The organism is Rhodococcus sp. DMU1 (genome assembly GCF_012272955.1).
In the GTDB taxonomy this organism is placed as follows: Bacteria; Actinomycetota; Actinomycetes; order Mycobacteriales; family Mycobacteriaceae; genus Rhodococcus; species Rhodococcus aetherivorans.
This window is the reverse complement of sequence record NZ_CP050952.1, coordinates 4632406-4645233: the sequence shown is the minus strand read 5'-3', so window position 1 is coordinate 4645233 and position 12828 is coordinate 4632406. Positions and strand designations below refer to the sequence as shown.

General features: G+C 64.2%; 7 protein-coding genes. 1 reads left to right on the top strand and 6 read right to left on the bottom strand.

Features of this window, described 5'->3' with window-relative positions; translation table 11 throughout:
- Window positions 1-28: 28 nt before the first annotated feature.
- From HFP48_RS21220 to HFP48_RS21195, 6 genes are all read right to left on the bottom strand, one after another.
- Complete coding sequence (locus HFP48_RS21220; RefSeq protein WP_050035729.1) at window positions 29-1564, bottom strand: phage tail sheath subtilisin-like domain-containing protein; 1536 nt, start codon at window positions 1562-1564, stop codon at window positions 29-31.
- A gap of 172 nt (window positions 1565-1736) precedes the next feature.
- Window positions 1737-5096, bottom strand: coding sequence for a hypothetical protein (locus HFP48_RS21215; protein WP_168579977.1), 3360 nt, complete (start codon window positions 5094-5096; stop codon window positions 1737-1739).
- 103 nt (window positions 5097-5199) lie between these two features.
- The gene (locus HFP48_RS21210; protein WP_246872444.1) at window positions 5200-5724 is read right to left on the bottom strand and encodes a DUF4157 domain-containing protein; all 525 of its coding nucleotides are present in this window, start codon (window positions 5722-5724) and stop codon (window positions 5200-5202) included.
- 327 nt (window positions 5725-6051) lie between these two features.
- On the bottom strand, window positions 6052-6915 hold the full coding sequence (locus HFP48_RS21205; RefSeq protein ID WP_168579975.1) for an RsiV family protein: 864 nt from the start codon (window positions 6913-6915) through the stop codon (window positions 6052-6054).
- An 89-nt stretch (window positions 6916-7004) separates the two neighbouring features.
- Window positions 7005-7499, bottom strand: a complete 495-nt coding sequence (locus tag HFP48_RS21200) for a hypothetical protein (protein WP_050035726.1) — start codon at window positions 7497-7499, stop codon at window positions 7005-7007.
- Window positions 7496-8986 carry a peptidoglycan DD-metalloendopeptidase family protein gene (locus tag HFP48_RS21195; RefSeq protein ID WP_168579974.1) on the bottom strand — a complete coding sequence of 497 codons (1491 nt, stop codon included), beginning with the start codon at window positions 8984-8986 and terminating at the stop codon, window positions 7496-7498. Before HFP48_RS21195 ends, HFP48_RS21200 begins: the two co-directional genes overlap by 4 nt.
- Window positions 8987-10835: 1849 nt before the next feature.
- Between HFP48_RS21195 and HFP48_RS21190 the strand changes: the two genes are divergently transcribed.
- A complete protein-coding gene (locus HFP48_RS21190) occupies window positions 10836-12827 on the top strand; it encodes a hypothetical protein (RefSeq protein ID WP_144415038.1) in 1992 nt (663 codons plus the stop codon).
- The last annotated feature ends 1 nt before the right edge of the window (window position 12828 follow it).

Genomic DNA, 12828 nt, shown 5'->3' with positions numbered 1-12828 from the left:
TACAGTTCCTCACTGTTCGATACGTCGATCACTCGGCGACCAGGCTGGTGCCGCCGGAGAACTGGGACAGTCGGAAGATCACGAACTCGGCTGGCTTCACGGGCGCCACACCGATCAGGCAGACCACTTCGCCCGCGTCGATTCCTTCGGACGGGTTCGTCTCGTCGTCGCACTTGACGTAGAACGCCTCGTCGGGCGTGCTGCCGAACAGAGCGCCCTTCCGCCATTCATTGACGAGGAACGCGCTGATCGTCCGGCGCAGCTTCGCCCACAGTGCTTGATCGTTCGGCTCGAAGACCACCCAGTCCGTCCCGTTGAGGATGGACTCCTCGAGGTAGTTGAAGAGCCTGCGGATGTTGAGATACCGCCACGCCGGATCGGACGACAGCGTACGGGCACCCCACACGCGGATCCCACGGCCGGGGAACGAACGGATGCAGTTGATGCCGACAGGATTGAGCAGGTCGTGCTCGTTGCGGGTGATCTGTGTCTGCAGAGAGACGACACCGCGCAGCACCTCGTTCGCGGGGGCCTTGTGGACACCTCGCGTGTCGTCGTTGCGCGCCCAGACACCCGCGATGAAACCGGAAGGCGGAAGGTAGGTTCCACCGTCCGTGCTCACCCACGGCCAGTACAGGGTTGCGTACTTGGAGTCGTAGTTGGCCTTGTCGCTCTTCCATTCCTTGATCTGTTGCGCGTTGAGGCCGGGCGGCGGGTCGAGGATCGCCATCCGGTCACCCATCAGCTCGCAGTGCGCGATCATGGCCTGCTGGACGGAGATGACGGTGTCGAGGTCGATCGCGCTGCGTTGGTAGGCGGTGACCAGATCTGGCACGCAGATCACGGTGATCTCGTCGATCGCCTCGAGACCGGAAAAACCGGTGCGTTCCGAGACGTCACCGACGTAGTCGTCGGTCGTGAGTTGAGCGGACGGCAGCAGCGCCGGTTGTGCGGGTGCCGCCAGCGTCACCTTCTTGCCGACGGCGAGTTCGTCGGAGGCCTGGGCGTTGGGGATCTGTTCGAGCTTGATCGTCCGGGATTGGCCGTTGACGACGGTCGCGGCATTCGCCTTGCCCCGTCCGGGCGTGACACCCGAATGCTCCTCGACGGTTTCACCGCCCCTGCGGACGACGAGCTTGAAGGTCCCGTCTGCGGGCTCTGCGTCACTCGGTGCGACTTCTACCTCGATGCCGGATTCGGCTGCGGCCGGATCGATTGCGAGCACACGGAAGTTGCCGAGAATGCCTTGCGGGGCAGCCTCGACGGGCTTGGGAACCGGCTTCGAACCACTGCTGCCGTTGCTGTCGCCGATGCGAACGATGTACGCGTTGCCGCCACCGTTCTGGAAGTACGCATAGACCGACCGCGCGAGGCATGCGCCATCGACGAAACCACCGAAGAGACCGGTGAACTGGGTCCAGTTACTGACGAGGGTCGGTTCGTTGAACTGCCCTTTCTCCGACAACCCGACAAAGGCGGCGACGGCGGTCCCGACGCCTTCGATCGGCCGGGATCCGGAGTCAACCTCTTCGACGTAGACCCCGGGCGACAGGTAGGTCGGCATGGCGCCTCCTCGGATGGATTCGGTGGATGAGTTGATATTGACCTGCATTTCGACCGGGAACCAGACATTGCGGGACGGCCGAGTAGGCATCGCGGAGTGCGCGATAGGGCACTGACAACTCGATCAGTAAACTTCGGTGCTGTCCAATGCCGGCGCCACCAGTAGGCAGCTCTTAGCCCCGCTTGCCACCCGATCCCCTCATTCTCTTGATCACGAACCATCGTCCGTGCGGGACATCTTCTATCGGAGTTTGCTTCGGCGGGGCTCCCTTGGACTCGGCCCACCAGACCTTCTGGAGCCTATTCTGAGTGGTTCCGGCACTCCTGTTCGCCGACCGGTAAAGGGGCCAGAGGTTCTCGTTGTCTTCCCCTCCATCTATCCCATTGAACGACCAGTCGATAACATGATCAATGTCGACCTCGTAAGCCAGGTCGCCGTCCAGCTCGATGCCTTCTTCCAGGAGCTCCTCCCTGAACTTCTTGACACCGTTACCGCGCGGTTCCTCGCCGCTTCTGCATGTCAGGGTCACCCCCTCGTGCGGCCAGAACGTGACGCCTGCAGTAAAGCCGTTGTCGTACGTCTTGTTCGGGAATTTCCAGATCTTTTCCCCACGACCTTTTCCGGTTCTCGAATTAGGTCGGTAGAGGCAATCTGGGTACCATTCGGCAGGCTTATGCCATTCCATGAAGATCGCATCTTCTCTGGTGAGACCGGTCCGGGCCTTTTCGTTCTTGGATTCTACGAGAGCCTTCGACTTGGCGGTTGCCCGTTGTACCTCCGCGTGGATCGCCCAATTTTCTCCTTCCTTAATAGGTTCGAGGACTTGGAGGCCATGCTTGAGTTTGATGAAACCGAGGGACGGTCGCAGGATGCTCTCGCCCACAGGTTTACCTGCGTACTTGTCCGCCGCTGCGACTCCGGCCGCGAGCCCCTTGTCGAGTCGCTTCTGCCTTCCTTCCGGACTGTCGTCGTAGATCTTCCCTTTCACCCAAGACTTCGCGCCCTCGTACTTCTTCTTCACCCATGCCTTGCCGGCCTCATACTTCTTTTTCGCCCAAGCCTTACCCGTGGCGTAGGCGGCCTTCGCCTTCGCCTTGATATTTGCCGCAGCCTTGCCGAGCTTGGACTTCTTCAGCCTGTCGAGGAACTTCCTGCCGTACTTGACCGCCTTGGCGATCAGCCAGTCCACGGCCTTGCCGACGGGAGTCTGCACCTTCTCGAGGATGCTCTTGATCTTGTCGGCGATCCCGCCCAGCCCCAGCAGGCTGGCGAGACCGCTGATCAACATCGGGACGGTCTTCGACAGCGTGCCCTCGATCAGAGCCGCCACCTTGCCGACCCCGCCGGCCGCGATCGACTCGACCGAGTCGAGGACGGAGTCGACGAAGTCCTTCAATCGCTGTGCATTGTCCACGAACCACATCACGGCGTCGTAGATCATCTTGCAGGCCTTGATGAACGCCGCCGCAGGATTGAGAAGCGAGATCAGCCACGTCACGCCGGCCGTGATCACCTTGGTGATGACGAAGTCGCGGATGCGACTCATCACCTGTTCTTTCAGGTCCGAGATCTTCTGCGCGATGAACTTCCACAATCCCGGGACGCCCTCGGTGAGGATCATCTTGACGAAATCGACACCCTTCTCGATCGCGCTCATCGCCTTCTCGCCGACCACGTTGACGATCCGGGTTCTGATCGACGTCCACGTGAGGCCGAGAAGGGACAGCAGCAGACCGATGATGCCCTTCAGGTCGAACTTCTCGGGGATCTCGATGCCGGCTTTGGCGAGGGTACCGAACAACCAGCCCTGCAGACCCTTCTTCAAGTGCGTGAGTATGTTCGACATGAAGTTCTGGATGCCGGTCTTGACCGCGTTGACGAACTTCCCGAGGAAGTCCATCGGGTCCTTGATGATCTTCTCGACGGCGTTTGCGGCTCGGGTGAAGACGCCGAGCAGCATGTCCTTGAGTTTCTTCACCGTGTCGATAGCGCCGCCGATCGCCTCGGCGGCCTGGCCTGCGAATCCCTTGTTCTCCGCCTGAAGCTTCTTGATCTCCTCGTCGACCGCATTGCGTGCCTCGATGTACTTGTCCGCCAGATCGTCGACGAGCGACTCCTGCTTCTCGTCGACGGACTTCTCCAAATCTTCGAATTGCGAACCAATTTCCTTGGCGGCATCACCGGCCAGCTTCTGAAGGTTCTTGGGTTGCTCCGCGACGAACTTCTGGACCTGTGCGCGCCCCTCGGACACCCGGGCCTTCGCACGTGCGAGTTCGGAGCCCACGAGATCGGCGATGCCGCCGATGACGTCCTCCATCCGCGACTCGTACAGCTTCTTCGATTCCAGGAACAGCGCGTTCGCCTCGGGCGGCATGTCCAGGAGCAGGTCCTTCAACCACAACGCGGACCCACCAGGACCGCCGTATCGCTTCGCCTTGTACGCAGCCATGCGGGCCTGGTGGTCGGCGACGAACGCTTCCTTGGCCTTCCTTTCACCTTCCTCGAACCGCTCGGACACGGTCTTGTCGAGACCGGTCAAGATCCCCTCGACGTCGGCCTTTGTCTTGTCGAAGATCTTCTTGATCTCGCCGGTGATCCGGCTTCGTTCCCCTTCGTCGGCGGACTTTGTGGCCTGTTTGCCCGCACCGGCGGCTTGCAGCGCACTGCCTTTCGAGGCGGTAATCGAACTCAATCCGGTCTTCGCCGTGGCATCGGCATCCGCAGTGGCGCCGGCGATGACCTGAGCTTCCTTCTCGCGCACAGCAGCGGGCGCATTCGCGTCGTGCTCCTCGGCAGTCTTCTTCGCCTCGAGTGCACCGGTGAACTCGGGCTCGTTCGATTTGGCGAGTTGTTCCTTGGTGACCCCGGCTTCCGCCATCTTGTGGTCGGTGGCGCAGCTGTCCGCACCCAGTCTCGTCTGGTCGTCGGGTGCAGGTTTCGGTGCCAACAGTTTCGGATCCGGTGGTGGAGGCGCGGACGGCGACGGGGGTGGCTGAAGCGGTGTGACCGGCTTGTCCTTCGCAGTGGAGGTATCCGGTGTCGCCTCGGTCGAATCCTTGATTTCTCGGGCGGACGCCTGCTTCCCTCCGGTGACCTTGCTCATCACCTCGTTCTTGACCTGATCCGCCTTGCCGGATTGCGCGAACTTGTCCGCCTCGTCCAGGTTCTTCGGAGCCTTCGCCGCGATCGCGGCCTTCACCGCGGCGATGAAGCCCGCCTTGTCGAAGCCTCCTGGCTTCGCGGCGTCCATCTTGCCGGTGTGAGCGGCCTTGGCCTGGGCTTCCTTGTCGTCGGGTGGCGCGACGGCCGCGTTCTGTGCCTCGCCCACTTCCTTCGAGGCAGGGGGATGCGCTTTGGTTGCATCGGCTTTGGTCTCGATCTCATGTTTCGCGTGGGCCCATTGCGGATCCTTCTGCGGATCAGCCGGTGTCGGTTCTACGGGTGGCGCAACGCAACCGCTCTGGACGGGTCCGGCGTCGAGACGCTGGGTGACGAGAGACGCAACGGCGTGGTTGCCCGCGGCGGACTGCAAGCGGCGTAGTGAGTTGGAATCCGACCGCACAGCAGCAGCCGATCGCGCAGGAGTGCGTTCCGGGGCAACGGATCTCGTGACTCGAGTGGGTGCAGTCATGGCATCACGCCGATTCTTCCTCGGACTCCTCCTCCTGACGCTGCACGAAGGTCTGGGCGGTTTCGTCTTCCTTTTCCCCCGCGGCCTCCTCACGCTGCACGGCAGCGGATCCCTCTTCCGTGGTTCGCTGGAGTGCGCCGGAGGGCGCGGTCGTGGGAGCGGGTGCGGCCATGACGTGGTCGGCATTCGCGACGGCGTCGCGTTCGAACCGATCCGAGGGATCGCTGATCCGTACCCCACCGCCGGCGTCGGTGCCGTCGACAGGGCCATTGCGCTGCTGCACGACATGCGTCAGTTCGTGAGCGATCATGTGCTTGCCGGTGTCCGATCCGGGGTCGTACCTGTCGTTCTGGAAGACGATGTCCGAACCCACCGTGTACGCCTGTGCATTGACGGATTTCGCGGATTCGTGCGCTGTTCCGTCGCTGTGGACGCGCACGTCTCCGAAGTCCTGACCGAACCGGCCCTCCATATCAGTGCGCAAGTCGGTGGGCAGCGGTGTTCCCGCAGAGGCGACGACGTCGTGCACGGGCGAACGGTCCTCGTCGAGGAGTGCCGACGCTCCGGCATTGCCGACGACACGCTGCAACCCGGCCATGCCTTCGGGTCCGGCGACGTCCAGACGTCCGGACAACGCCGCTCTCAGAGCGAGAGCCGAGTTCGGTTCGTCGAGTCGCGAAGCCTTGGGACGCAGCTCCGCATCGCCGTCGTGATCTGTCTCGTGCGTGCGCATGGTCTCTCGCTTCCGTCGGTACGCACCGAACATCCACCGTTCTCCAGCTGTACGAAAGATGCGAAGGCGTGGCCGTTCGGGCAACGATGACTGCCCGAACGTGCATCTGATCGGGCAGGATTCTCAGCTGGTGAGGACTGCATGCATGTCCGGGTCGAGCACAGTACTCAGTTCCTCCCACGGCACGGTGAGTTCCACAAGATCGGAGTAGGTCGGTGCGACGGATCCCTCGGCGAAGTAGATCCGCATCCCGTCGGGGGTCGCAAGCCAGCGAGAGAACAATGCCGGGTCGGCGCTGACGGCATTCAGGTCGAACGAGGCGCCCGCGTCGGTGCTCGGGCCGAGTTCGCGGGAGACGGCAACAAGACGATCGAGGCCGTCAGCGGTGTCGGTGAAAATCTCGTCGAGCGTGAGCACGTCACCGGAGTCGATGCCGACCACGACGGTGTCTGCGAAGTCCTCTGCGGACTCCTCGTATTCGGCTGTCACCAGTAGCACGCCACTAGTGACGCGTTCGCCGATATGGGCGACCTCGCCGTCCGAGCCGGTCAATCGACCACCTGCCCGTACCTCCGCGATGCGGTCGTCCAGAGCGGCGCGCATCGCTGCATTGAAGGTATCGGTGACGGCGGGGTCGCCCCCGGTGATCTGGGGGAGGACGACATCGACAGGTACGGGATTCGGCGTGACGACTTCGGTCGAGGCGTCGGTGTAGGGCTCCGGGGTGGCGGTGCCGGAGCCACCTCCGCCGCCTCCGCCAGCGCCACCTCCGCCTGCGCCGCCGTTCCCGTACGGTCCCGGTACGGTGCTGGGCTCCGGTGCTGGTGCGGAGTCGGGCGCTCCGCCTCCCTCAGGTGGGTGGTCGGGGCCACCCGTCGCTGCGCTGGAGTCGGCTTCACCCGGCGGTGCGTTCGCGGCGATGGACGTGTCGGAGACTGCCGAAGGTGTAGTAGGGCCGGTAAGGAGACCGTGGCCGACGAAGATCACTGCCACCACGAGAGCGACCACACCGACCGCAGCGGTGAAGATCCGTCCGCCGTTCTCGAGCATGCCGGGATCCCATCTCTACAGGAAGATCAGAACTGCAGCGACGTCAGCCGCCATCCGTCGTCACCTCTGGTCGCAATCGCCCATGCGACGTGTTCGTTCTCGTCGATGAGCAGGTCGTTCGGTGTCGTTGCCGATTGTCTGATCGAGACGACACGGTGGACGGTGTCGTCGCTGTCGGGGGGATGCTCGTCGGCGAGGAAGGCGGCGTCCGCGCGGACGGTCGCCTGGTCGCGTTTCCACTGCTCCCACTGTGATCCGGGTCCTGGTTGAGAGACGACGGTTTGGGACCCGAGTTCGGGACCGAGGTACGGTGCGGCCCGCTCCAGTGCGGCTGCTCCCGATTCGTCCTCTGCCGGCCTCCATGTGAACATCGTCTCCAGTGCGGTCTCGATGACGACGAGCGGATCCTCCCGGTCGATGTCCGGAGTGGCCGTTCCCTGGACACTCTCCCCGCATCCGGACGCGATGAGCACCACTGCGCACGACGCGAGCAGCGATCCGGAGCACTTCCCGAGGTTCATGTCACTCGCCGCCCCTCCGACTCGGGGTCGAAGTTCGAGACGGTCACGCCACTGTCGGTCGACGCGTGCACCATCTTGCCGCCGCCAACCGCGATCCCGACGTGGGTGGGAATGTCGAACTCGTTCCACCCTGAGAAGACCAGGTCCCCGGGGTCGAGTTCGTTGACCGGAATGGGGTCGCCGATCTCCCACTGTTCCTGAGTCGAACGTGGCAACACGACCTTGCCGTCCGTTGCCTGCGCCACCGCATGCCGGGTGAGGCCGGGACTGTCGATACCACCCCTGGTCGGGCCGTCGATGTTGCCGCCGCCCCAGACCCACGATGTCCCCTCGAGGGTCCGGGCCACCTCGACGATCCGGTCGCCGACATCGGGCTGCGGCGCCTCGGTCGGCGGCGGTGGGGTCGTCCCCGTCGCCCAGGGCGCGGCCGCGAACGCCTTGGCGCGCTCGAGGATCTTCTTCACGTAGGGCTGTGTCTGGGTGGTGTACTCCCCACCGAAGGGCATGCCTCCCGCCTCCAGCACCGCACCGAATCCGGCGTTGTAGGCGGCGAGCGCCAGGGCCACCGGATCGCCGACCACACGGCCCGTGGAGATGGCGTCGGCGCTTGATCGGTGGTTCTCGCACATCAGCGCGCCCTGGGCCATCACAGCGTCAGCGATGCTGTTGACGTCCGGGGGAGGTCCGCTGCCGTCGTAGTCCTTGCCCCAGGTCGTCCACGTGGCAGGCATGAACTGTGCCGGGCCGCGGGCTCCCGTCGACGAGACGGGGGCCGAAGGGCCGTGCCGGAATCCGTTCTCCGCCTCCAGTTGCGCCGCCAGGAGCGGTGCGGTAATACCCGAACACATCACGCCGGCCTTCAGCAGCCACGGTACGAACTCGGGCGGGACGAGTCCGGGGGTGAGAACACCGACGGAGCAGTCGGTGGTGGCGGCCACCAGTTCCACCACGGAGGAACCCGACGATGCGCCCTCGTCGAGCAGGGGAGCGGGGTCGACGGCTCGACCGTTGAAGCGCCCGCCCTCCCACAGTTCGAAGTGCAGGTGCGGTCCGCTGGATTGGCCGTTGGATCCGATGTCGGCGATGTGCTGCCCGGTCCTCACCGGATCACCGGTGCGCACCAGCACGCCGTCGGGGTACATGTGCCCGTAGACGGTGGAGACGACCCCGGTACGTGTCGGTGTGTCGATCACGATCCATTGCCCGAAGCCACTGGCAGGCCCGGCCGCCGAGACGGTGCCGTCGAGAGCTGCGTAGATGTCGGTTCCGGCATCCCCGGCCATGTCGACGCCCTGGTGGAAACCCCCACTTCGGGCACCAAACGGGGACGAGACGACGAACGTGCCGTCCGCGACCGGTTTCCGGTTCATGGGGCACGGGACACCCGCCCCGGTGTCGGCGAACGCCGGTCCCGGTTGACCCAATGCAACTGTCAGGACGACCACGAGCAGGCCCGCGAGCCGTCCGAGTGCACGACGCATTCTCATGGCATGGATCCCGCCGGCATTTTGTGGACTCGATCGCATCCGTTGTACGGCTTCAACTATCACCAGACCTGTTCTACAACGGCAGGGTTGCCGGCCGGTTCGGCCCTTTCGTCGAGGATCCGTGCCCCCGCTGTCCGGTATGCCTGCTCGAACGTTCCGACTGCCGTTCCCGATCGGGCATTCTGTTGCTTGCCAGCGCTCTTCGACCATGGAGCGTGCGACGATCGACTCCCAGGAGGGTTGATGAGATCGCTGCGCTTCCTCTCGGCATTCGTAGCGCTGATCGCAGCGCTGGGGTTCGTCGTGGCGTGCGGAGGCGGAGAACCGGATCCGCAGTCGGCATGGACGGGGACCGACGAAGACTCACTTCCGGACGGAGCCCGAAACGCCATCGAAGGTGCCCTCGAAACCATGTTCACGTGGTATCCGACGACGGACGCCTCGACACGCGACGCCTACGAGCGGGCATCGAAGTATCTGACTCCCGAGCTCGCGGCAGCGAATCACTCCAGTGAACGCGGAACCAGCGTGTGGTGGGACGAATGGAAAGCCGCGGATGCTTCGGTGATCGCCGATGCCCTGGTGATCTTCGGAGAGCACCCGAAGGACTCCGAAAACGCCGTCGAGCGTGCAGTGATGCTGAACCAGAAGGTGACGGCGTCGGACGGGGCGGTTCTCGAGGAGAGCGACATGCGCGTGGACCGTGTCGCTGCTGTCAAACAAGGGAACGACTGGCGCGTCAGCCTCATCTCCTTCTTCCCAGAAATTCCGACCCAGGCGCCACCACCGCCGGAATGCGCTGAGGGAGAGCAGCGTCTGCAGCACCCGACCGGCCCATGCGTCCCGATTCCGCAGGTACCGCCGGGGTCGGGGACTCAGCCTCACAAGCCGGGAAGCCCCGGACCAAGCCCCGGACCGGGAACACCGAATCCCGGAACTACAGGAACCACGTGCCCGGATGGAACTACGGTGCAGGCGGGGCAGACCTGTCCGCCGATTGTGGATCCTCCGGAGCCGTGTCCGGATGGTAGTCCTCGGTTGCCGGATGGGACGTGTTACGAGCCTCCGGAGCCGTGTCCGGATGGTAGTCCTCGGTTGCCGGATGGGACGTGTTACGAGCCTCCGGAGCCGTGTCCGGATGGTAGTCCTCGGTTGCCGGATGGGACGTGTTACGAGCCTCCGGAGCCGTGTCCGGATGGTAGTCCTCGGTTGCCGGATGGGACGTGTTACGAGCCTCCTGACTGCCCTCCGGGAAGCTATCCCCTAGCGGACGGAACATGTTACGAGCCTCCCGACTGCCCGCTGGGAAGCATTCCCTTGCCTGATGGGACCTGCTATACGCCCGAGGACGATGATTCCTCCTATATTTGTCCCCCTGGAACGATTGATCGGGAACGCTGTAGACGGCCTAAGCCAGACCGAAGGCGGACCAGGTCGAAGATGATCGCCGCAGATCGATGTGTGTAGGGGGACGGGTAGGTCGAGTAAGAAGCCGGCTGACATGGACGATTCAGGACGGATCTCGAACGCGGATGTCGCACCCATCTGCGGCAACTGCGGCACCGTCAACGCGGCGAATGCCGAATTCTGTGTTCGCTGCGGACGGTTCGTCGGGTTCGAGTCGGGATCGGGCACCCATGAGGGGCGCACACTTACGTCCCAGATCCCGGTGGTGACGTCCTGGAGTCCACCGGATCGGGCTACCGGTTCGGACGTTCGAAGTGCTGCCCCCTCCGCCCCGAGCCGGAGCTCCGCCGGCGGTCACGGTGAGGCGCGTCCTCCCCGCGTCGAGATCGTCACTCCGGAGCTGACGATCGATCCGGAAGGGGGTGGCACGTTCGATCTGCGGGTGCACAACACCTCCACGATCGTCGATCGCTTCCGGGCGGTGCCGCTCGATGCTCCGGGCTGGTTGAAGCTGACGCATCCCGCGATCGCCCTCTATCCCGACGAGGAGAAGCCGGCCACGATCAGCGTCGTGATCGATGCACCCAGATGGCCTGCCGCTCAGAGATTCACGCTGCCGATCCGAGTACATTCGGACGAGGATCCTGACGCCGCCATCGACGTCGCTCTGGCGTTGACGGTGCCACCGATCGGCGACCCCGCTCAGCTCCACGTCGAACCGGAGCGGGTCAGGCTCCGGGACGGGACATCGGCGAAGGTCGAGCTGAAGGTCGACAATCGAAGCAGCAACTATCCTCAACGTTTCGAGTTGAGCGGTTCGGACGCCGAGGATCTCCTCGAATTCGAGTTCTCCGCCGACGTCATCGAAGTTCCTCCGGGGGAGACGGTTCCGATCGGACTCGCCGTCCTCGTGCCACCACCGGAGGCCGGTTCGGCACGGTCGTATCGCGCCACGATCCGCGGTGCGAACGATCAGGCCGAGATCGAGACGCATCTGACGATCGAACAAGAGGTGTCGGCACTGCAGCTGCGGCTCGAACCGAGCACCCTCAAGGCCGCCGACGCGCCCTACGGGCAGGGATGGCTGATCATCGACAACCGCAAAGGTAGCGTCGACCGACATGTCCGGCTCTCCGGTCGAGACCCGGAAGGATCGGTCCGGGTTTTGTTCTATGTAGCAAAGATCGATGTCCGCGCCGGATCCGAGAGCCGGGTCGGCATCCGCGCCCAACTCGTTGCTCCCCGGAAGGAAGCCGAAACCAGCAAACCCTTCACGGTCGTCGCGACCGACGGCACCAGTGAGGCAACCGTAGACGGAACCCTGATACACACGACCTCGCCGAATCCGATCGCCACAGCCGAAATCCGACTCGAACCCGAGCAGATCACGGTCAAGGACCGCACACACGGTCGCTGCCGTGTAGCGGTGGACAACACCCGTGGATCGCAACCACTGAAAGTGCGGCTGAACGGTTCCGATCCGGAACGCGCCGTCGGATTCGAATTCGAGGCGTGGGCACTCGAAGTGCCGCCGGGCGAGGTGTCGCGGGTCGCGATGACGGTCTCCGCTCCACCACCGCCGGGCGGAGAGACGGTCTCCCGGGAGATCCGGGTCGTGGCAAGCAACGAGGACGGTTCCGTCAAGACCCAGGGCGCCTTCGTGCAGACAGCGTCCCCGGCGCCGATCACCCTCGCTCGGATACGGCTCGAGCCGGAACAGTTCACCGTGCACAATAGTTCGCGTGGACAGCTGCGTGTCGTGGTCGACAACAGGAGCAGGGCCTTGCCTCTCCGGGCGCGACTGGTGGGCCGCGACCCCGAAAACGCCGTCCAGTTCTCCTTCGACCCGCCGACGTTGAACATTCCCCCGGGGCAAGCCGGTTGGGCGAAGGTCACCGTCCGGGCGCCGCGTCCGCGAATGGGGCATGCCAAGGTCCGAAACCTCGAGGTGGGTGCCGAGGACGGCGGAATCGTCGTGGATGCCGGCGCCGTGCTCACCCAGACCTCGGACGACCTGCTTCCGCTGATCCGGATCGCCGCGACCCTCCTCGGAGGCCTGATCGCGCTGATCGGCGCGTTTCTCCCGTGGACGGGTGATGCACAGCAGGTTCCGCTGCTGACCGTGCGGCGGTTCCCCGGTATCGGCGACATCATGAGCGTCGCTACCGGAGACGACTACACCTACGTGACTCAACCCATCGCTCGGGCGGTCGTGATCGTGCTCATCGCGCTCATGCTGATCGGCATCCTGCGTCCGAAGGGTGGCATGACCATCATTGCCGGCCTCGCTGCCATCGCTGTCACGATCGGATTCGCGGTCTACGCGGATGCGCAGTTCTCTGCGGCGCCCGGAGGAACCGGTTTGCCGCTCGTGGTGGTGGGGTGCCTCCTCGGATGCGTCGGCGGATTGTGCATCCGAAGTAGCGAATCGTGAC

Bases quoted from the DNA above. Each gene is read 5' to 3' on its own strand.
- HFP48_RS21195 (WP_168579974.1), bottom strand. From the start codon at position 8,986: ATGAGAATGCGTCGTGCACTCGGACGGCTCGCGGGCCTGCTCGTGGTC.
- HFP48_RS21200 (WP_050035726.1), bottom strand. From the start codon at position 7,499: ATGAACCTCGGGAAGTGCTCCGGATCGCTGCTCGCGTCGTGCGCAGTG.
- HFP48_RS21220 (WP_050035729.1), bottom strand. From the start codon at position 1,564: ATGCCGACCTACCTGTCGCCCGGGGTCTACGTCGAAGAGGTTGACTCC.